This window comes from Providencia sp. PROV189 (genome assembly GCF_028480065.1).
Lineage (GTDB): Bacteria > Pseudomonadota > Gammaproteobacteria > Enterobacterales > Enterobacteriaceae > Providencia > Providencia stuartii.
On sequence record NZ_JAMPOG010000034.1, the window covers coordinates 1 to 19472 of the forward strand.

Sequence of the window (19472 nt, forward strand, 5' to 3'; positions counted from 1 at the left end):
CCGTATTCTGGAACAATTTCAGCAACAGGAAAATATGTTGCCACCTGATCAGACTCACTTTCAGGTTTGTGCTGTTTATCCCACTCGATTCTGGTTTGCTGTGCTGGAAACGCTGAGACTGACGGCTATTCGTTTTAACCAGCTGATTAACCTGCGTATTGGCGATCTGGATTTTGAGGAGTGTACGATCACATTGCGCAGTGAAAGCAGTAAAAATCACCGGGAATATCAGATTGCTTTTGTTCAGCCACTGCGTGGTTTACTGGCTCCGTTGGCTGAGGAAATGCGTTGTCACGGGGCGGATAAAAACGATATTTTGTTTGATGTACATCGTCTTTATCATAAACAATCCTCCCGGCCTGAAACGCCTGTCGGTCAGACGATACGTTCTTTTTTTCGTCGTTTATCAAAGGAATGTGGATTTCATGTCAGTCCTCATCGTTTCAGACATACACTGGCGACCACATTAATGAAACATCCTGAACGTAATATGCAGTTGACGAAACAGATGTTAGGACACCGTAGCCTGTCTTCGACAATGGAGTATATTGCTCTGGACGCATACAGTACAGTCAGGATCCTGGAAGACGAATTAGGGGAGTTTTTAACAATGGGATTAGGTGGTGAGCATTCAAGACTAGTATCAAAAAGACAGGGATTGTGATGTAAAATAAAAAATATTTACACAAAGTTGACTATTTCATCAACTTTGTGTATAAGCTGGATTTGATTGAGAAGGGTGTTTTACCAGAACACCCTTACTTGATAAATCATTGTCAACCACGTGAGAAGTCATGAACGTGATTACAACTGAAATTCAAGTTTTTAACCGGGCGTTGGGGATCTCACTTCCAGCGACCGTGCTAGGGAAACGGTTACACCATTTCCGAAAGGAAAGATGGTGCCCGAACTCGGAATCGAACCAAGGACACGGGGATTTTCAATCCCCTGCTCTACCGACTGAGCTATCCGGGCAACGAGGCGTATTAAACCTGATTTCACAGTTGGAGTCAAGGAACATTCGAAAAACTTTATTTCGTATGCGCTTTTTTTCAACAGGTTAGCTGATTATTGAACAGTAAGGCTAATAAAAAGACGATAAAATAAAAAACACTCGCCAGTTATATACTGAAACGAGTGCTTTTTGTACTAATATTAATCGCCTTTAGAGACGGTAATTCTTCTGAGCCTTATCGACTTTTATCAGATAATTACGCGATTCGGCAGCAGGATGCTTTGTTGATAGCGTTTGATAAACTTCGCCAGGGGCGAGCTGATTGATCTTCTGTGCAGCTACTTTTTTATCGCTGTGGAAGACTCTAAGGACGCTACCAGCACCACCGTTATAAGCGGTTATTACGGCATAACGGCGTGACACTGGGTTTTGAATATCACCTAAATAGCTATTTTGTAAAATTGCCAAATAAGCAGTTCCCGTATCAATATTTTTTTCCGGATCGAAAAGGTAACTACGGCTCGGAACCCCTGACTTACCTTGCGAACGGAAAACATCTTTACCCGCGGTATTTGGCATGATTTGCATCAAGCCTAACGCATCGGAACGACTTACCGCGTAAGGGTTAAAGCTCGATTCGATTTGCATAATGGCTAAAATAAGTGACTCATCAACCCCATATTTAGCCGATGCCTTCCTGATAAAAGGAAGGTACTTATGAGCGCGTTTATCAAGGTGGTTAGGAACCAGTTGCATGGTCACAGACCAAATGACATTCATACCTGATTGCCGGCGCTGCAACTTATTATTAACAAGGTATTCAGCGTATTTATTTGCGCGCCATTCCCAACGAATGGGTTCACCTGTGTTATCTAATACCTGCCCAAATAGAAAAGGTTCTTGGCTGTGAGGTATATCATTAATATCAGAATACAAATCGATAGAATTTGGGTCATCACCCATTAATAGGGTAGTGATGATAGCCTTTTTCAAATGTTCTGAAGGCTCTACGGCGGAGATGGTTTCTACTGTAATCGTCCCAGCATCAAAGTTGATATGACTACGGGTACGATACTCATCGGTATACTTAACATAATCTTTAGGGCCTGCAATGAGAACTTCTTTGATCCCCCAGATATTTTCGATATTGTGGGCAAATTGCCCCATAAGGATATCGAACCCATTGGTGTCTTTCACATAGTTAGGATTAAAATCAGACTCTTTATTGCTGGAGCAGGAGATAAGAAGAGGCACCAGCAGCGTTAAGGCTAACAGTTTTTTCATACATTCCACAGTATTCAAGCTCATGGTCTACCTAAGATAGGTAGACCAATCAATTATTTTTCAGGTGTGTAGCCGTCGATATGAATATCGTGTCCCTCAAATAGGAACTTAACCATTTCTTGCTCTAGCATTTTACGGTCATCAGGGTTCATGGTATTGAGCTTTTTCTCATTAATCAGCATGGTTTGTTTTGCCATCCACTGACCCCAAGCCTCTTTCGAAATCTCATTAAAAATGCGCTTTCCTAGCTCACCCGGATAGAGCTGAAAATCTTGCCCCTCAGCGTCACGTTGTAAAAAAGTACAAAAAATTGTTCTACTCATTATTTTTTCCTCAGAATATCAGGCGGCACGGCAAGCTGTTGAAGTAAGCTTTCAACCGGCGCAGCGAGGCCGATTGTTGCACCGAGATTTAAGTTATACCAAAGTCCTTTACCTTCATCCATGGCTGAAGTAAATGCCTGAATATTAACTTTAACAGGAATAATATCCAGATGAAAATGGCTGAATGTGTGGCGAAACGCAATTAATTGTTCTGGCGTATCATGTTGAATACCGGATTGAGAAAGCCACGCATTCATTTGCTCTTGGGTTTCAAATTGAGGGAAGGCAAATAGCCCTCCCCAAATACCTGAAGGTGGTCGCTGTTCAAGCCAAACGTGATCGCCTTGCTGCATAATTAGAAACCAAGCTGTCTTTTCAGGGATCTTTTGTTTCGGCTTTTTACCGGGGTAATCCTGCCATGAGTGGTTAGCATAGGCTATGCAACCTAAATGCAGGGGGCAAAGTTCGCATTTCGGTTTACTACGGGTGCATACCATAGCACCTAAATCCATCATAGCCTGATTAAAGAACTGGACGCCTTCTTTAGGGGTAACCTCAGTACTGATATCCCATAAGCGATTTTCGACCTCTTTTTTCCCCGGCCATCCTTCGACGGCATAGCAGCGAGCGAGCACGCGTTTAACATTACCATCTAATATTGGATAGTGCTGTTGTTGTGATAACGACAAAATAGCGCCTGCTGTAGAGCGACCAACACCAGGAAGGGCCACAACATCATCGAATGTAGTTGGAAACTGCCCATTGAAACGTTCTGCTATGATTTTTGCGGCCTTATGCAAATTGCGAGCGCGTGCGTAATAGCCCAGCCCCGTCCATAGATGTAATACTTCATCTAAGGGGGCATTCGCGAGGTCTTTTACATCGGGAAAACGGCGAATAAATTTTTCGAAATAGGGAATAACCGTACTGACTTGGGTTTGTTGTAGCATGACTTCCGAGAGCCAGACATGGTATGACGTTTTTTCTTTTTGCCACGGCAAAGTTTTCCGGCCATATTGGTGATACCAATTAAGCACGGCGAGCGAAAATTGTTGAGCTTCCATTGAGTATATTATTTTTATCGGTAATTCTATTAAAATCAGAGATAGTCAGGATTGCAACATAGACCGGACAAGCTGTAAACCGCTTATTGTGTGCTGGAGTGTAAAGTTATCCAATTTTCACCTGCAACCTTGGATGAGTTTTGATAAACTCCCTGCACTTTCATGTGAAGTTTGTATTATTAATCGTTTTACTAACTTGTTGAAAATAGTCGGCAAGGGTAGTCATTTTCGCTTATTTACTTGATTAGGCAATCAATTCGTAGAATTTTTATATTATGATCAATAACGTCATCTCCCCAGAATATAATGAAGAAGGGCGGGTTATGCGCCGCGTTCGCAGCTTTGTCCGTCGTCAAGGACGTTTGACGCAACGCCAAGAAGATGCGCTACAAAGTGAATGGGCAACGATGGGAGTCGATTTTGTTGCACAGCCTTTAGATTTTGCCGCAATTTTTAATAACCAAAATCCTGTTGTACTTGAGATAGGGTTTGGTATGGGGGCCTCTTTAGTCACAATGGCCTCACAAAATCCTGAAAAAAACTTTCTAGGGATTGAAGTCCATGCGCCTGGTGTTGGAGCATGCCTTGCTTCCGCAAAAGAAGAAAATGTGACAAATTTACGTGTCATGTGTCATGACGCAATTGAAGTGTTGGACCGTATGATCCCCGATGAAAGTTTATCTATGGTTCAGCTATTTTTCCCAGATCCATGGCATAAGGCAAAACATAACAAGCGCCGTATTGTGCAAGGGCCTTTTGCCGATAAAATTCGCGCTAAACTGGTGAAGGGCGGTGTTTTTCATATGGCGACGGATTGGGAGCCATATGCGGAACATATGTTGGAAGTGATGAGCCATGCAGATGGGTATAAAAACTTATCTGCATCAGGGGATTATGTACCTCGGCCTGAAACACGACCTGAAACAAAATTTGAAAAACGCGGCCAGCGGTTGGGGCACGGTGTATGGGATTTAATGTTTGAGAGGACAAAATAATGGCTAAGCAACAACGCAGTCGTCGTTTACGTAAAAAACTACGTATTGATGAATTCCAAGAGTTAGGGTTCATTGTAAAATGGAGCTTTGAAGAAGGTACGCCTATCGAAGAAGTCGATCGTACCGTTGATGCATTGATTGCTGAAGCAATTGAACCTAATGGCTTAGCGTTTGAAGCAAGTGGTTATATGAGCTGGGAAGGTATTGTTTGCCTGCAAAAAATCGGTAAATGTACTGAAGAACACCGTACCATTGTCGAAAACTGGCTAAAATCAAAAGGCATGAAAGATATCGTTGTTTCAGAGCTATTTGATGTTTGGTGGGAATAATTTCTTAAGTCGGTAATCGATTTATTGGGTTTCTTATTTGTTTTACGAACTCTAATGGTCATTACGACCAAAGGCATCCTTTTAGGATGCCTTTGTTTTCTGGAGTGAAGTACAGTGAGCCGTCTATTTTCTAATCAACTACTGAACGATATCTTAGACCAAGTACGGCCTTTAATTGGTCAAGGCGCGGTCGCAGATTATATTCCTGCTCTCGCGAATGTCCCTCCTCATCAATTGGGGATTGCGGTGCATACTGCTGACGGTGAAATTTTTATGGCGGGAGATGCTCAGACACGTTTTTCTATCCAATCAATTTCAAAAGTACTGAGCCTGACTTTAGCGATGACGCGTTATGAAGAAGATGAAATTTGGCGACGCGTCGGGAAAGAGCCATCAGGATTACCATTTAACTCCTTGATCCAGCTTGAAATGGAAAAAGGTATTCCGCGTAACCCTTTTATTAATGCGGGAGCGATTGTGATTACAGATATGCTGCAATCACGTTTAAGTGCGCCCAAGCAACGCATGCTAGAGTTTGTCCGAAAACTTGCTTGCGAGCCAGATATTAGCTACGACATTGCGGTTGCGCGTTCGGAACTTGAACATGCCAGCCGTAATGCCGCCATTGCCTTTTTGATGAAATCATTTGGTAATTTTGAGAATAATGTCCTTACAGTTCTCGAAACTTACTTTCATTATTGTTCTCTAAGTATGAACTGTGTAGAGCTGGCACGCTGCTTCTCTTACTTAACATCACAAGGGATGTCATCTTGCTCTATCGACCCTATTATTACGCCACTACAGTCGCGGCAAATTAATGCCTTAATGATGACTTGTGGGATGTATGATGGTTCTGGTGAATTTGCCTTTCGTATTGGCATGCCTGGTAAATCAGGGGTTGGCGGTGGGATCGTTTGTGTCGTACCGAACCAGTTTTCTGTTGCGGTATGGGCACCTGAATTAGATTCGGCGGGGAACTCGCTGGTGGGTTGCGCAGCTCTTGAATTATTATCAAAACGCATTGGTCGTTCGGTGTTTTAGATATCATCAATCGGTAAAACGATCTAATAGGAGTTACTATGTTACGCCGTACTTTAATTGTTCTTTCTTTATTGGCTAGTGCAGGCACTCAGGCCGCAGATTATAAATGTTCAGTGACGCCTAAAGACGATATCTTTCTAACCCCAGCAAGTGTTCAAGTGGTTGGGCGCAGTGGCGACTTGAATATTACGCCTAATGGTGATGTGACTCTTAATGGCAAAAAAATTGAGGTAACCGAGCAGCAAAGGCAGCAAGCTGTTCGTTATCAAGCCGCTATCCGTAATGATATTCCATGGATCAAATTGGAAACCCAAAATAAATTATCGGCCTCGAAAAATACCCTTGATAAAGTGGTGATCCGAGTAATCGGTAATGATAGCAATGTACGTAAACGCTTAACGAAGTTAGAAAGTGACCTTAATGGTCAGATCAATCAAGTCATAGAGACACGCCCTGATGGTTATGCTTTCCATCACCAAGCAATGAGCAAAGTTGAAACGCAAGGGCGTCAATTGGTCAATGAGAGTCTAGGTGGCATATTACAGGACAGTATTAATGAAATGGGGCGTAAGCAACTGCTCTCTGGCGGTGATAGCAGTAAAGCGCTGCAAGGCCTTTTAGGGAATTTAGGTGGGCTTCAGCAAGACCTCGAAGCGGAGTGGAAAAAACAAGAAAATAGCTTCCAACAGTTTGGTCAACAAGTGTGTGGTAAAGTGACTTCCCTTGAACAGCAACGTATTTCATTAATGAATTCACTGAAGTAAGAGATATTCTCTTCTTTTTTAAGAGGCAGAGGCCTATTTTGGGCTCTGCCTCTTTGTTATTTAGCACAGCAAAAATGTGATGTTTTTATCAATAATAATAATCAAAATGAAATTGATTCTTATTTGATTGACTTATTAATGGCTCACTCTAGAATGCAAGTTTGGTTTAGTGACTAACTGGTATTGTTTAATATGAAAAAATTCATTCCTGCTGTACTTGTTTCCTTACTCTCTTTTTCCGCGCCATATGCACTGAGTGCTGAATCAGCGGCATTTACCCCTAACGCCGTCATTGCACAAGGCACTGAAAAAGTGAATATCAAACATTTGTCAGGTGAGACTGAAGTGAATAAGGCTCCACAGAAAGTGGTTTTATTCGACTTTGGTGTTTATGATTCAATGCAAAAATTAGGGCTTGGCGATAAGGTCGTTGCGCTGCCAATGGGCAATGCGCCTGCTTACATTAAAGGCAATATTGCTGCTAATGTGCAAAATGCAGGTGGAATGAAACAGCCTGATCTTGCAAAAATTGCAGAATTAAAGCCTGATCTGATCGTGATCACTGGCCGCCAAGGTAAGTCTTATGATGAACTATCTAAAATTGCTCCAACCATTAATTTAGGTACAAATAGCCAGCATTACATTGATTCAGTGAAAGCGAATATCAATTTAATCGGTGAGCTGTATGGCAATCAAAAATCGGTAGAAGAGCAACTGGCTCAGTTGGATAAATCTATTGCGGTAGCCCAAGAAAAAGCGAAAAAATCACAGTCTAAAGTGTTAGTTCTGCTGCATAACGATGGCAAATTGATCCCAAATAACCAAAGTGTTGTTTATGATGTTGTTAAAGCACAACGCGCAGAGTTACCAGAGCCAGCAGAAGCGGATAAGTCTAAGCGCCGTGTCGTTGATACGAAAACCATCGCACAGGCAGATCCTGATGTGATTTTAATCGTGGATCGCAGTGAAGCGATCGGGGCAGGTAAGCTGGATAAAACCGTTTTCGAAGATCAAAATATTCAAGAAACGAAAGCCTACAAAAATGGCAAAATCACATACTTGCAGTCTGATTTATGGTATTTGTCAGGTGGTGGTTTAGTGAGCCTAACAGAACAAGTTGATGCAGTCGCTAAAGCACTATAAGTGATCTAAAAAAGCCCGCACCAGTTAAAAGCGCCTAATTTTATGAGCGCACTTTAATCTGCGGGCTTTTGTGATTTATGGGGCGGGATAGGGATATTTTTATTGCAAAAATAAATTACTCTTCATCAAGAAAAAGCTCTAGTAATGAGTTTAAGAATAATTTGCCATGTTTGGTAATTTGCCACTCATGCTCATTTTCAGTGATATAGCCTTTATTTAGCGCTTCATTAAGTGAGTCTCTTACCACCGATTCAGGCAAGCCCGTATAGTCACTAAATTCTTTTCGGGGCATTGGCTCCAATAACCGAAAGCGGTTCATAAAATATTCGAACGGCCTATCTTGGGCATCGACATCGTAAGATTTTTGTAAATAGCGCCCCTCCATATAACCACGAGGATGCTTAGTCTTGATGGTACGCATAATACGTCCATCAGTGAATGAGATCTTACCATGAGCGCCACAGCCGATACCGAGATAATCACCAAAACGCCAATAGTTGAGGTTATGTTCACATTGAAAACCAGGCTTAGCATAAGCCGATGTTTCATATTGCTGATACCCTGCCGCAGTGAGCAGCTTATGCCCTTCGGAATAAATTTCCCATAATGTATCATCATCGGGCAGGGTCGGAGGGCGCGAGCCAAATTGTGTATTAGGCTCGATAGTCAATTGATACCAAGATAAATGGGGAGGGGAAAGCGCAATTGCTTGGCGCAAGTCAGATAACCCTTCATCACGAGTTTGTGAAGGCAAGCCATGCATCAAGTCTAAGTTAAAACTACGTAAATTAAGCTGTGTCGCAAGCTTCGCAGCCCGTTTCGCTTCTTCAGCGCCGTGGATGCGGCCAAGAGTAATCAATTTGTCATCGCCAAAGCTCTGTACACCAATAGAGATCCGGTTAATCCCTGCTTTTTGGTAGCCTGAAAAACGATCGGCTTCCACAGTACCCGGGTTAGCTTCCATCGTGATTTCAGCTTGTGGGTCAAGATGAATTCGTTGACGTACACCATCCATCAGCGCTTGCATGGATTCCGCACTTAATAAGCTTGGTGTACCTCCACCAATAAATAGTGTTTTGATGGCGCGATCACCGATGAATTTCGCATCAATCTCTAAGTCGTGCAACAGGTGCTCAACATACTCTCGCTGGGGGATATCACCTTTAAGAGTATGCGAATTGAAATCACAATATGGGCACTTTTGTACACACCAAGGAATATGGATATATAGGCTTAGAGGTGGCAACTTAAGCATTCTTGAGTGCATCCAATAGCATTGCTAAGGCTTTGCCTCGATGTGAAATCGCTTGTTTTTCTGATTTCGTCAGCTCAGCAGAGGTACAATTCAGTTCTGGCACATAAAAAATAGGATCATAACCAAAACCGCCTTGCCCACTCGGTTCATGAGTGATGATGCCATGCCAGCGTCCATGGAAAACCAAAGGTGTTGGGTCTTCTGCATGGCGTAAGTAAACCAACACACAGTTAAATTGTGCCTGACGTTCCCCATCAGGCACCGATTTCATCGCATCGAGTAATTTATGCAGGTTTTGTTCATCCGTTGCTTCTTCACCAGCATAGCGAGCGGAATAGATCCCCGGAGCACCACCGAGTGCGTCAACGGAGATCCCAGAGTCATCCGCAATAGCAGGGAGACCAGTTTGCTGAGAAGCATGGCGAGCTTTTAAAATCGCATTTTCGATAAATGTTAATCCTGTTTCCTCGGCAGACTCAACACCGAGAGAAGTTTGGGCTACGATATCCATCCCAAAATCACGTAACAGGTCAGCAAGTTCATTGACTTTTCCCGGATTACCGGTAGCTAAAACAACCTTTTGCATTTTTAATCGCTCTTATTACATTACGCCAACAGCGTAGAGAATGCCTGTTAATGTTGGATCAATCATCAGTGAAATATCAGAACGTAGATAATTCAGCGCAATTAAGATGAACATGACAATCATTGCTGAGAAATCAAGCCCACCCATAGCAGGGATAATGCGACGGATTGGCGCCATTAATGGTTCTGTTAATTGATATAACAAATAGTCGACAGGATTACGGCCTTGGCTAATCCAGCTCATGATCGCTCTAATCAATATCATCCAGAAAATTAATTTTCCGGCATAGGTTAGTAACAGAATAATACTGATTGGAATAACACTAAAACTGAGAAGGGCCAATGTATGGGTGATCCACAAGCTAAAGACAATAGCAACAAGTGATAAGATAAATGCGATAGTAACTGTTGCTGTATCAATAGGCCCGATAGAAGGGATAACACGGCGTAATGGTGTAATAACAGGTTTCGTGGCTTTTACCACGAACACGGAGAAGGGGTTATAGTAATCTGCACGTACCCACTGCATCCAGACTCGTAGCAGTAAGATAAAAATATAAAGTTGAATAATGGTTGTAACGACAAAAAGTAAAGTCTGCATGTCTCGTCCCGCTGTTAATTAAAAAAGTTTTTCCATCTCTTCTGCCCGAGTGATAGCACGTTGCATCGCTTTTGCTACCATTTGCGGAAGACCACTATCGTAAAATTGCGCTAATGCCATCGCTGTCGTTCCTCCCTTAGAAGTCACTTGTTCGCGCAATGTGGAAAATGGGGTGTCGCCTTGTGATTTCGACAACGCAACAGCACCTTCCGCGGCATTTAAGACCAATTGACGGGCTTGATCGGGCGTATAGCCTAGTTTCTCGGCTTCTTGCTGCATGGATTCCATAAATAAGAAGAAGTAAGCAGGAGAGCTTCCAGTAATCGCAATAATATTATTGATCTCTTGCTCGTTTTCGCACCAAATTGTCGAGCCAACACTTTGCATCAATTGCTCTGCAAATTGTTTGTCTTCGGCGTTAATACTCTCTTCTGCGAATAAACCACTCACGCCTTTACCGACGAGTGATGGCGTATTTGGCATGATACGAACCAACTGCAATGGTTGGGCTAAATAATCGGCATAGCGGTGAGCGGGGATACCCGCAGCAATGGTCAATACCAGTTTTTTACTGAAATCCACGGCATGCTGTAAAGGTTGACACACCTCTTCCATCATTTGTGGTTTTACAGCAAGTACAATCACATCGGCGTGTTGCACAGCGGATACATTATCACTACTGCTGATAACGCCATATTGTTCGGCGATTTTTTCTCGGCGAACAGGGGTTGGCGAACAGACGGTGATCATTGAGGCGGGGTAACCGTGGCTAACAAGCCCTGCAATAATAGCATGGGCCATATTTCCGGCACCTATAAATGCAATTTTGCGATGTTGCATGTTGTACTCCTTATGATTTGTGATAGTCACGGGCACCAAAAATAGCCGTTCCGATACGAACGAGGGTCGACCCACAATGAATGGCAGCAGCCATATCATCGGTCATCCCCATAGATAGGGTGTCGACGCTAGGGTAGTGTGTTTGTAACTGTTGATAGGCTTGCTCCATTTTGCGAAAAGCTTCGCATTGGCGCTGGTAGTCGCTTTCCGGTGCTGGAATGGTCATCAAACCACGAAAAACTAGGTTAGGCATTTGGCTAACTTGTTTTGCTAGCTCATCAAGCTCTTCAAGTTTTATGCCTGACTTACTGTTTTCATCACTGATATTTATTTGGATCAGCACATTTAGCGGTGCTTTGTTGCTTGGACGCTGATCATTTAGACGTTGGGCGATTTTTTGCCGATCCAGCGTATGGAACCAGTCAAAATACTCGGCGACAAGACGGCTTTTGTTTGATTGTAATGGGCCAATAAAATGCCAAACCAGATCTTGTCTATCCGCGAAAAACTGAATTTTCTCAACGCCTTCCTGAACATAATTTTCACCGAATTGACGCTGTCCAGCCTCGATAGCCTCCAAGATAGCGTCACAAGGTTTGGTTTTACTTACTGCAAGTAGTGTGATGTCCTGTGCAGAGCGATGACATTCTGCTGCCGCTCGTTCAATACGCGCTTTTACATCAGAGATATTACGTTGAATGGTCATTATTCTGTTCAATTACGTTAGGTGGATAATCATAATGCCCATAGTGTAAAGCATATTGCTTGATAACGGCACCTTTGCATGTGTAGATTAAAAAAAATTACATTTCGGAAAACATTGTGCGGCTTAAAGGTGTTGCTCAAACCAACTTTCTAAGATCACGACAGCAGATGCTGAGTCTACTTTGCCTTTACTCAGTGCTCGGTAACCACCACGCTCAAATAGTTCTGCTTTTGCGGCAACCGTGGATAGGCGTTCATCGTGTAGCTCGACTTTGACACCAAATCGCCCATGGATACGATTAGCAAAGTTACGCGCTTGGCTGGTGACAAGTTGTTCAGTGCCATCCATATTTAAAGGAAGGCCAACAATGACCAATTGAGGTTGCCACTCTTTTAGCAACTTTTCGATCTGTTGCCAATCAGGGCGGCCATCATTGGCTTTCAGTGAGGCGAGGGAGCGGGCTGTTCCTGTGATTTCTTGGCCAACAGCAACACCAATACTTTTCGTACCAAAATCAAATGCAAGAAGGGTTCTGCTAGACATCACGCGTGCCCTGCCTGCATGGAAATTGTATGGATATTCACGCCTAGAAGGTTAGCAGCAGCTTGCCAGCGATCTTTAATAGGGGTATCAAACACTAACTCTGGTGTGGCTTCTACCGTCAACCAACTATTTTCCATAATTTCATTTTCGAGTTGACCGGGCTCCCAGCTTGCATATCCCAGAGCGACTAATGATTGCATAGGCTGCTGGTCCTTGCCGAGTGTTTCTAAGATATCTTTAGAGGTCGTTACCATCATGTCATCATTGAGATGCAGACTTGAGGCAAAGCCTTTAATCGGCGTATGGAGGATAAAACCATGCTCTTCAGCAACAGGGCCACCAGCAATCACTGGTTTAGCAAGGTTGCTGGTATTGGTTGTTGAAACCGCTATCTCTAATTTCTCAAGCATGGTACTCACAGAAAAATCATCAATAGGTTTATTGATAACGATCCCCATAGCGCCTTTTTCATTGTGTTCACACACATAAACAACAGACTGCTCAAAATAGGGATCAGTAAGAGATGGCATTGCTATCAAAAAATGATTTTGTAAATTCATAATTTTTAGGCTCAGTGTAGTAAGTAACCTATTTTAATGATAAGAATTGCCTTTAAAGGTTGAGAAAAGGCACTTTAATGAGCCTTTTCTCATTACCAATACGCTATTTTTAGCGCTGAAGGCACTATTTTTTTATATCGCGCTCAATGGCATCCATCAACATACCCGTGATAGAAATATCGTAAGCGGCTTCAATTTCGCGGGCACAAGTTGGGCTAGTGACATTAATTTCAGTCAAACGATCGCCTATAATATCAAGCCCAACAAAGTATAAGCCTTTTGCTTTTAAAGTTGGGGCAACGGCGCGGGCAATTTCCCAATCGCTTTCACTTAATGGGCGAGCTTCTCCGCGACCACCTGCCGCCAAATTACCACGGGTTTCCCCCTGTGCTGGGATACGAGCTAGACAGTAAGGCACAGGCTCACCATCAACGACCAGTACACGTTTGTCACCATCTTTAATTGCTGGCAAATAGTTTTGTGCCATGCAGTAACGGCTAGCATGCTCGGTGAGCGTTTCGATAATAACCCCAACGTTAGGGTCGTCTTGCTTCAAACGGAAAATAGACGCTCCGCCCATTCCATCAAGTGGTTTAAAAATCACATCGCCATGCTTTTGGTGGAACTCACGTAGCTGTTTAGCGCTGCGCGTGACTAATGTGTGTGGCGTTAATTCAGGGAACCACGCTGTAAACAGTTTTTCATTGCAGTCGCGTAAACTTTGTGGCTTGTTGACGATCAGTGCGCCAGCCTGCTCAGCTCTTTCAAGAATATAAGTTGCATAGATAAACTCAGTGTCGAAAGGGGGGTCTTTACGCATTAAAATAGCGTCAAGATCACCGAGCGCGATATCTTGCTCAGATTTGAACTCATACCATTTGTTTGGGTTTTCTTCGACAGTGACGACTTTTGTCGTTGCGCGAGCTTCACCTTGATACAGATAGAGATCATTCATCTCCATATAATGGATTTCATAACCACGACGTTGAGCTTCCAGCATCATAGCAAAACTAGTATCTTTCTTGATTTTAATGGATGAAATAGGATCCATTACTATACCGAGCTTGATCATTTTTTCTCCTTAACCTAGGTCACCTAGGCGCACTTGCAGTGCGGTGATTGCAGTTAGCGCAGTCGTTTCTGTTCTTAACACTCTTGGCCCTAACAGAATATCGGTAAATTGATAATTAGCTGTCATGGCGATTTCTTCTTCACTTAGCCCACCTTCGGGGCCGATTAATAGCCGAACTTTATTTAATTCAGCAGGTAATGTATTGATACTTTGTGTTGCTCGTGGGTGTAAGTTGACCTTAAATGCCCCATCCTCCTCAGCACACCATGCTTCGAGTGACTGTACAGGACGAATTTGTGGGATCCGATTACGACCACACTGCTCACACGCAGCAATGGCAATCTTTTGCCATTGCTGTCGTTTTTTCTCTAACCTTTCAGGATCTAAACGAACACCACAGCGCTCAGAGAGTAAAGGGGTGATTGTATTAACACCTAGTTCCACCGATTTTTGGATAGTAAACTCCATTTTTTCACCACGCGACATGACTTGCCCAAGGTGTAAATCTAATGGCGATTCTCTATCATCAACATGGCTATCGATAATATTGACGGAGACTTTCTTTTTTGTCGCCTCTGATATTTCAGCGCAAAACACCTGATTACTGCCGTCAAATAATTCCAGTTTTTGGCCCGCAGTCATGCGAAGCACTCGCCCCACATGGTTGGCTGCATCATCGCCAAGAGCGATTGTAGTGTTAATTTGTAGTGGCTCAGGGTGATAAATGCGTGGAATGCGCATACAGTTTCCTTAAAAAGAACAAGGTTAAAAAAGAGCAATAGCAGATCAAAAATATGGGGATGCAATCGCCAAAATCAAGAGCTAGCTCAATTTTATAGTGGTTTATGGTTTTTTTGTAGTCTAGCCTGTGTGGTATTGGTGTGATGAATGATAATATATTATCAAATACGACAAAAAATCATCGCGGTTAAAACGATAAATTGTGTCGGAATTACTGTGTAGGGAAATAAATAGAGGTACGGTATATTTGTATATAACTCCATAATGGAATAAGGAGAATATATGATATTACCGATTGAAAGGATCTATCATAAAATTATCCATCATCTCTCTTTTTTATCTTTTAGTGATCTTAATAATTTTATTACTTCAACTTTTCCAATGCTAACAGTATGCCGAGGCAACTTAAGTTCAGGAAATGTAACCATCGATAATTCATACTGTTTTTTGGGGTATGTATGTGGCTATAGGCTATTATTTATGGCTTTTATCATTGTTATATCAGCGAAAATTTCACAGTTGATGTTACAACATATTCCTAAAAAATATTTAAATAAAGATGGGATAAGGATAGGTTATAAATGGCTGGTACTTATTTATTTTCCTTTATTAATATTTAATTTTTCATTAAATGATGAATTAATTATTGTTATTTTATTTAGTATTTTCTTCAATTTAATAGTTTGTCTATTTATTATTGATATGAAAATAGGCTATTTACCAGACATACTTGTTTACCCACTATTATGGGTAGGGTTAGTGTATCAAGTGTGCTCTGAGCAAGGTAATGTGGTTTCGGCTATCTATGCGGTGATCACCAGTTACCTTTCCATCATGCTGTTAACGGTAATTATGGAGAAGATCCGCAAATCCCCGCAAATGGGGCGAGGGGATTTTAAACTGATTGCCGCATGTGCAGCTTGGCTCGGGCTTATGAATTTACCTCAGTTTTTTGCGTTAGCGGCGGGCATTGGCGGGCTTCACTATTGGGCCATTTATTTACGTCATCGGCACAAAGCTATCGCCCGTATCCCCTTTGGCCCAGCTATCATTTTGAGTGCAACTTATTGGTTATTTGCGCCATTGGTGTGTTTAGTGATGTTCAATGGCGCGATGTCGTAGCGCATCATTGATTGGCTGCTACTAGTGAATCCAAAAATTGTTGCCATTTTTGAGGATCACCTAAATAGTTTTGTAACGGTACGCGCAGCCACTTATGCTGCTGTTTTATGAGTAAGGTCGGGAAGCCGGAAGATCCGGATTGAGTCAGTAGCTGGCGGCTATAGTGAATATGGTGTTCAAGGTTATTCCCTCCTTGTTCGGCATAATCAAACTGGTATTGCTCGCTATCTAACCCGATTTCTTGTGCGATCGCTAATAAGACATTTGGGTTGCTGATATGACGACCAGAGACGTAATGAGCATGCTGAACTGCTTTTAACATCGCTAATGCTTTTTGTTGCTTTTCAGAAGCAAGAATGGCTTGTAAAGGTGGTGCTGAATCAAGAACAAGATTTGGCTCATCCAGCATTTTTAAATAGTCATCACCAAAAATTTGCCCTGTCATGGCGGCAATGCGTTTATCGGATTGTTTGATGTGCTCACGGAATTGATTATCCATATGAAGGCGTGATGCGCCTGCCAGCATGCCTCCGCCATGTAATTCTAACACAATGTCAGGGTGAGAATTGGCAATTTCAATCAATGGTGAAGCACCGTAACACCAGCCACATAAAGGGTCATAAATGTAATGTAAGGTGATTTTATTCATGATAGCTCCTTAACTATTCAGTGATTCAATTAGCCTATCCATTATAGGGATAGGCTAATTGAGATTATTTTATTGTGGCCACTGCATTTCGCCTTTAATGACTTTGGCACTTAGCTCTAAGCTCGATTTATCATCAAGATGAGGGTAAGCCTTCTCCATTTTGCTCGTAAGCTCTTTGGCATCCTTACTTTGTTCAGCCATGGCCTCAAAGGTATTCAAGTAATTTTGAGTAAAGGTAACAGAGCTAAGATCCATTTTTGATTTGCCAGTAAAGTGCCCAGGTACAACGGTTTTAGGTTGTAAAGCTTGAATGCTTTCTAAAGTTTGTTGCCAGTGTTGTCGCGATGATTGAGTTTGAGTATCTGCAATCCAAACATGGATATTATCAGAGACAACGACTCCCCCAACGACAGCTTTCAATGATGGAACCCAAACATAAGTACGCTCTGGAGCTGGACCATCACTTCCTTTAATAAAGAGAGTTTCACCATCGACAGTAAAACTATTGCCTTGTATCACATCGGGTACGATAAGTGTTGTTGGCGCTTCGTTTTTAAGCACTTCACCCCAATATGCCAACTTGCCATCTTTCGATGCTTTGATAGCTTCAACGGTTTCTTTCGTCGCTATCACCTTAGCATTAGGAAATGCTTTCGTGATCGTATCTAATCCAAAATAATAATCGGGATCAGAATGGCTGATATAAATGGTTGTTAGGGTTTTATTGAGCGCTTTTATCTTTTTCACTAAGGCCTGTGCATCATTTTTTTGAAACTGTGCATCGATCAGCACAACTTCTTTATCACCGCTGATAATTTCAGAGGAAACGGGAAATACACTGTTATTTCCTGGGTTATAGATATCTAATTTAAGCTCTGCTGCATGGGCAAATGTAGCGCTCATTGCAAGTAAAGTGGCGGCGGCGATAGCATGTTGTTTCATCATTAACTCCTAATTGTTAGCCATATTTTAAAAACCTCGTTAAGTTGGGTGTATATTAAATTGCAATAATGATGAGAAAAACGCCATAATTAGCAAATGTTTGTTGCACAAATCGGTCAAATAGATGGATAGATTAACGGCGGTACAGGTTTTTATTAGTATTGTTGAGCATGGCAGTATGAGTGCTGCCGCAGATAAACTCGATATGTCACGAGCGATGGTGACCCGATATCTTGCTGAAATGGAACAGTGGGCTGGGGTACGTTTATTAAACCGTACGACAAGGCGGCTGAGTTTGACATCGGCAGGAGAAGGGGTTTATCAACAAGCGCTAAAGTTAAATGCACTCTCTTTAACTCTGCCTGTACAACAGCAACATGATGCGACTCAATTGACGGGGCTAGTGCGTATTAGTTGTGCTCAGTCGATTGCCAGCCAAGCGCTTTCTGTCGCAATAACCGAGTTTTTACAACACTACCCGAATATGGCGATTGATTTAAGTATTACAAATAAGGCGGTGAATCTGATTGAAGATAGGATTGATTTGGCTATCCGTATTACGAATCAATTAGAGCCGAGTTTGATAGCCAAGCCGCTTTCAACGTGCCACTCTGTGATTTGTGCAGCGCCATCTTTTTTCAAAGATAAAAAAATACCGACTAAGCCGGAGGATTTAGCGCCACTGGAATGTTTGACCTACAATTTTTTTGGGCGCAGTTTATGGCGTTTTGAAAAAGATGGGGAGCCTTTTTCCGTATTAGTAGGAGGGCGACTCAGTGCCGATGAATCTGTATTTTTGGCTCAAGCGGCATTAAATGGTGCAGGTATTGCTATGCAGCCTTATTTATCGGTCAAAAAATACTTAGAATCAGGGGAGCTGCTCCAGCTATTACCCGACTATGTGCCGCAGCCATTGGGAATTTATGCAGTGTATGCCAGTCGCCAAAATATGCCGACAACATTAAGAGCTGTACTGGATTTTTTAGGTAACTGGTTTACAACTTCAGAATATTGGCAGTCACTGATGCAGCAACGCGCTACTTAAATCCTGCTCAGTTTTGGCAAATGAAGCCCGTAAGTATTGGGTAAAAATATCTAATAGTTGTGATGATGGCCGGTGAATCGGCTTAATTAAACTCACCGTAAAAGGAATCGAAAAACTCAATGGGCGAATGATCAGCTTACCTGCTGATTGCTGGTGGAAATCCAAAGCGGTGATAGGGTTGACGATTGAAATACCGATGCCTTTTAACGCCATTGCGCAGATAGACGATGCTGAATGCGTCTCCATCACCATTTTTCGCTCAATTTGATGTTGAGCAAAAATGGTATCGATAATCTGCCGATAGCTGTCTGTTAGTGACAGGCTAATGAAGTTTTGTTGCTGAAAATCAATCGGTGTTAAAACGGGTTTATGCTCAAGGGGATGACCCGCCGGTAAGACACAAACCTCATTCAGCGAGCCTAATGTGAGTTGTTCTGTGCCTGGTGGCGTTTGTAAGTGTTCGGTTAGACCAAAATCATAACGTTGAGCCGATAGCCACTCTTCGAGGATTGGTGATTCTTGAGGGATCACTGTCAGATTGACGTCAGGATAATCAGCCATAAATGTTTGGCACACTTGTGGTAGTAATGATTGGGCGAAGGCGGGTAAGCATATGATGGAGATCTGTGCATTATCAAAACGGCGGATGGTTTGTACTGAGTTTTTTATCCGCTCTAAACCATAATAAGAGCGTTCAACCTCCTCAAAAAAGCGCAATCCCTGTGCTGTCGGGCGCAATCGGCCTTTAACGCGATCAAATAATTTGAACTGTAGCAGATGTTCAAGGCGAGCAAGCTCTCGACTAATGGTCGGCTGTGAGGTATTTAGCAGTAACGCTGCTTCTGTTAGATTCGGCGTCGTCATTACCGCCCGAAAGATTTCAATATGTCGCCAAGAGAGAGTTTGCATGATG

At 42.5% G+C, this 19472-nt stretch carries 23 protein-coding genes and 1 tRNA gene; 8 read left to right on the forward strand and 16 right to left on the reverse strand.

Annotated elements, in window-relative coordinates:
* On the forward strand, positions 1–664 hold a 664-nt coding region (locus PR833_RS16775), incomplete at its 5' end, for a site-specific integrase (protein ID WP_272526363.1).
* Between the two features lie 235 nt (positions 665–899).
* On the opposite strand, the gene PR833_RS16780 is transcribed toward PR833_RS16775, so the two are convergent.
* The 4 genes from PR833_RS16780 to mutY form a co-directional block, all read right to left on the reverse strand.
* Positions 900–975 (reverse strand) — tRNA-Phe (locus PR833_RS16780).
* 190 nt (positions 976–1165) lie between these two features.
* Entirely contained in the window at positions 1166–2239 is a 1074-nt protein-coding gene (gene mltC, locus PR833_RS16785; protein ID WP_004923287.1) for a membrane-bound lytic murein transglycosylase MltC, read from the reverse strand.
* A 53-nt stretch (positions 2240–2292) separates the two neighbouring features.
* Positions 2293–2562 carry an oxidative damage protection protein gene (locus PR833_RS16790; protein WP_004923284.1) on the reverse strand — a complete coding sequence of 90 codons (270 nt, stop codon included), beginning with the start codon at positions 2560–2562 and terminating at the stop codon, positions 2293–2295.
* Positions 2562–3626: an A/G-specific adenine glycosylase gene (gene mutY / locus PR833_RS16795; protein WP_061064725.1), complete on the reverse strand. Its 1065-nt coding sequence runs from the start codon at positions 3624–3626 to the stop codon at positions 2562–2564. The genes PR833_RS16790 and mutY overlap by 1 nt, the downstream gene beginning before the upstream one ends.
* Before the next feature lie 275 nt (positions 3627–3901).
* Between mutY and trmB the strand changes: the two genes are divergently transcribed.
* From trmB to PR833_RS16820, 5 genes are all read left to right on the forward strand, one after another.
* Positions 3902–4621, forward strand: a complete 720-nt coding sequence (gene trmB, locus PR833_RS16800) for a tRNA (guanosine(46)-N7)-methyltransferase TrmB (protein WP_053110099.1) — start codon at positions 3902–3904, stop codon at positions 4619–4621.
* On the forward strand, positions 4621–4950 hold the full coding sequence (locus tag PR833_RS16805) for a YggL family protein (protein ID WP_004923275.1): 330 nt from the start codon (positions 4621–4623) through the stop codon (positions 4948–4950). Before trmB ends, PR833_RS16805 begins: the two co-directional genes overlap by 1 nt.
* A gap of 114 nt (positions 4951–5064) precedes the next feature.
* A complete protein-coding gene (gene glsB, locus PR833_RS16810) occupies positions 5065–5991 on the forward strand; it encodes a glutaminase B (protein WP_004923272.1) in 927 nt (308 codons plus the stop codon).
* Positions 5992–6029: 38 nt separating this feature from the next.
* The gene (locus tag PR833_RS16815) at positions 6030–6755 is read left to right on the forward strand and encodes a DUF2884 family protein (RefSeq protein WP_014656683.1); all 726 of its coding nucleotides are present in this window, start codon (positions 6030–6032) and stop codon (positions 6753–6755) included.
* 192 nt (positions 6756–6947) lie between these two features.
* The gene (locus PR833_RS16820; protein WP_014656682.1) at positions 6948–7898 is read left to right on the forward strand and encodes a siderophore ABC transporter substrate-binding protein; all 951 of its coding nucleotides are present in this window, start codon (positions 6948–6950) and stop codon (positions 7896–7898) included.
* Positions 7899–8013: 115 nt separating this feature from the next.
* Here PR833_RS16820 and hemW read toward each other — a convergent pair whose 3' ends face one another.
* The 9 genes from hemW to rsmE form a co-directional block, all read right to left on the reverse strand.
* Positions 8014–9153 (reverse strand): radical SAM family heme chaperone HemW, encoded by a 1140-nt coding sequence (hemW, locus tag PR833_RS16825; RefSeq protein WP_014656681.1) that lies wholly within the window; start codon positions 9151–9153, stop codon positions 8014–8016.
* On the reverse strand, positions 9146–9739 hold the full coding sequence (gene rdgB / locus PR833_RS16830; RefSeq protein WP_004923259.1) for an RdgB/HAM1 family non-canonical purine NTP pyrophosphatase: 594 nt from the start codon (positions 9737–9739) through the stop codon (positions 9146–9148). The genes hemW and rdgB overlap by 8 nt, the downstream gene beginning before the upstream one ends.
* 15 nt (positions 9740–9754) lie before the next feature.
* Positions 9755–10339: a YggT family protein gene (locus PR833_RS16835; protein ID WP_004923256.1), complete on the reverse strand. Its 585-nt coding sequence runs from the start codon at positions 10337–10339 to the stop codon at positions 9755–9757.
* An 18-nt stretch (positions 10340–10357) separates the two neighbouring features.
* A complete protein-coding gene (proC, locus tag PR833_RS16840) occupies positions 10358–11179 on the reverse strand; it encodes a pyrroline-5-carboxylate reductase (protein ID WP_014656680.1) in 822 nt (273 codons plus the stop codon).
* A 10-nt stretch (positions 11180–11189) separates the two neighbouring features.
* A complete protein-coding gene (locus PR833_RS16845; protein ID WP_053110101.1) occupies positions 11190–11885 on the reverse strand; it encodes a YggS family pyridoxal phosphate-dependent enzyme in 696 nt (231 codons plus the stop codon).
* A gap of 123 nt (positions 11886–12008) precedes the next feature.
* A complete protein-coding gene (gene ruvX / locus PR833_RS16850; RefSeq protein WP_004923249.1) occupies positions 12009–12428 on the reverse strand; it encodes a Holliday junction resolvase RuvX in 420 nt (139 codons plus the stop codon).
* Entirely contained in the window at positions 12428–12988 is a 561-nt protein-coding gene (locus PR833_RS16855) for a YqgE/AlgH family protein (RefSeq protein ID WP_004923247.1), read from the reverse strand. The genes ruvX and PR833_RS16855 overlap by 1 nt, the downstream gene beginning before the upstream one ends.
* A 124-nt stretch (positions 12989–13112) precedes the next feature.
* A complete protein-coding gene (gene gshB / locus PR833_RS16860) occupies positions 13113–14060 on the reverse strand; it encodes a glutathione synthase (RefSeq protein WP_036941552.1) in 948 nt (315 codons plus the stop codon).
* Positions 14061–14069: 9 nt separating this feature from the next.
* Positions 14070–14801, reverse strand: coding sequence for a 16S rRNA (uracil(1498)-N(3))-methyltransferase (gene rsmE / locus PR833_RS16865; RefSeq protein ID WP_004923239.1), 732 nt, complete (start codon positions 14799–14801; stop codon positions 14070–14072).
* Positions 14802–15281: 480 nt separating this feature from the next.
* Here rsmE and PR833_RS16870 point away from each other — a divergent pair, with 480 nt between their 5' ends.
* Positions 15282–15923, forward strand: a complete 642-nt coding sequence (locus PR833_RS16870; RefSeq protein ID WP_272526364.1) for a prepilin peptidase — start codon at positions 15282–15284, stop codon at positions 15921–15923.
* Between the two features lie 4 nt (positions 15924–15927).
* Here PR833_RS16870 and PR833_RS16875 read toward each other — a convergent pair whose 3' ends face one another.
* Both PR833_RS16875 and PR833_RS16880 read right to left on the reverse strand, forming a co-directional pair.
* On the reverse strand, positions 15928–16572 hold the full coding sequence (locus PR833_RS16875) for a DsbA family protein (protein ID WP_036941549.1): 645 nt from the start codon (positions 16570–16572) through the stop codon (positions 15928–15930).
* Between the two features lie 69 nt (positions 16573–16641).
* On the reverse strand, positions 16642–17514 hold the full coding sequence (locus PR833_RS16880) for an MBL fold metallo-hydrolase (RefSeq protein WP_141173428.1): 873 nt from the start codon (positions 17512–17514) through the stop codon (positions 16642–16644).
* A 124-nt stretch (positions 17515–17638) separates the two neighbouring features.
* Here PR833_RS16880 and PR833_RS16885 point away from each other — a divergent pair, with 124 nt between their 5' ends.
* Positions 17639–18559, forward strand: coding sequence for a LysR family transcriptional regulator (locus PR833_RS16885; RefSeq protein ID WP_014656674.1), 921 nt, complete (start codon positions 17639–17641; stop codon positions 18557–18559).
* Here the strand turns inward: PR833_RS16885 and PR833_RS16890 are convergent.
* On the reverse strand, positions 18533–19468 hold the full coding sequence (locus PR833_RS16890; RefSeq protein WP_004923231.1) for a LysR family transcriptional regulator: 936 nt from the start codon (positions 19466–19468) through the stop codon (positions 18533–18535). The two genes, PR833_RS16885 and PR833_RS16890, sit on opposite strands and share 27 nt — an antisense overlap.
* Positions 19469–19472: the final 4 nt, after the last annotated feature.

What these genes read in the sequence shown, in the direction of transcription:
- gshB (WP_036941552.1), bottom strand. Translation starts at nt 14,060, where the DNA reads ATGATCAAGCTCGGTATAGTAATGGATCCTATTTCATCCATTAAAATC.
- PR833_RS16855 (WP_004923247.1), bottom strand. Translation starts at nt 12,988, where the DNA reads ATGAATTTACAAAATCATTTTTTGATAGCAATGCCATCTCTTACTGAT.
- mutY (WP_061064725.1), bottom strand. Translation starts at nt 3,626, where the DNA reads ATGGAAGCTCAACAATTTTCGCTCGCCGTGCTTAATTGGTATCACCAA.
- PR833_RS16890 (WP_004923231.1), bottom strand. Translation starts at nt 19,468, where the DNA reads ATGCAAACTCTCTCTTGGCGACATATTGAAATCTTTCGGGCGGTAATG.
- mltC (WP_004923287.1), bottom strand. Translation starts at nt 2,239, where the DNA reads ATGAAAAAACTGTTAGCCTTAACGCTGCTGGTGCCTCTTCTTATCTCC.
- PR833_RS16805 (WP_004923275.1), top strand. Translation starts at nt 4,621, where the DNA reads ATGGCTAAGCAACAACGCAGTCGTCGTTTACGTAAAAAACTACGTATT.
- PR833_RS16880 (WP_141173428.1), bottom strand. Translation starts at nt 17,514, where the DNA reads ATGAAACAACATGCTATCGCCGCCGCCACTTTACTTGCAATGAGCGCT.
- PR833_RS16870 (WP_272526364.1), top strand. Translation starts at nt 15,282, where the DNA reads ATGGCTTTTATCATTGTTATATCAGCGAAAATTTCACAGTTGATGTTA.
- PR833_RS16885 (WP_014656674.1), top strand. Translation starts at nt 17,639, where the DNA reads ATGGATAGATTAACGGCGGTACAGGTTTTTATTAGTATTGTTGAGCAT.
- PR833_RS16875 (WP_036941549.1), bottom strand. Translation starts at nt 16,572, where the DNA reads ATGAATAAAATCACCTTACATTACATTTATGACCCTTTATGTGGCTGG.
- PR833_RS16815 (WP_014656683.1), top strand. Translation starts at nt 6,030, where the DNA reads ATGTTACGCCGTACTTTAATTGTTCTTTCTTTATTGGCTAGTGCAGGC.
- rdgB (WP_004923259.1), bottom strand. Translation starts at nt 9,739, where the DNA reads ATGCAAAAGGTTGTTTTAGCTACCGGTAATCCGGGAAAAGTCAATGAA.
- trmB (WP_053110099.1), top strand. Translation starts at nt 3,902, where the DNA reads ATGATCAATAACGTCATCTCCCCAGAATATAATGAAGAAGGGCGGGTT.
- ruvX (WP_004923249.1), bottom strand. Translation starts at nt 12,428, where the DNA reads ATGTCTAGCAGAACCCTTCTTGCATTTGATTTTGGTACGAAAAGTATT.
- PR833_RS16790 (WP_004923284.1), bottom strand. Translation starts at nt 2,562, where the DNA reads ATGAGTAGAACAATTTTTTGTACTTTTTTACAACGTGACGCTGAGGGG.
- proC (WP_014656680.1), bottom strand. Translation starts at nt 11,179, where the DNA reads ATGCAACATCGCAAAATTGCATTTATAGGTGCCGGAAATATGGCCCAT.
- PR833_RS16835 (WP_004923256.1), bottom strand. Translation starts at nt 10,339, where the DNA reads ATGCAGACTTTACTTTTTGTCGTTACAACCATTATTCAACTTTATATT.
- PR833_RS16845 (WP_053110101.1), bottom strand. Translation starts at nt 11,885, where the DNA reads ATGACCATTCAACGTAATATCTCTGATGTAAAAGCGCGTATTGAACGA.
- PR833_RS16820 (WP_014656682.1), top strand. Translation starts at nt 6,948, where the DNA reads ATGAAAAAATTCATTCCTGCTGTACTTGTTTCCTTACTCTCTTTTTCC.
- hemW (WP_014656681.1), bottom strand. Translation starts at nt 9,153, where the DNA reads ATGCTTAAGTTGCCACCTCTAAGCCTATATATCCATATTCCTTGGTGT.
- rsmE (WP_004923239.1), bottom strand. Translation starts at nt 14,801, where the DNA reads ATGCGCATTCCACGCATTTATCACCCTGAGCCACTACAAATTAACACT.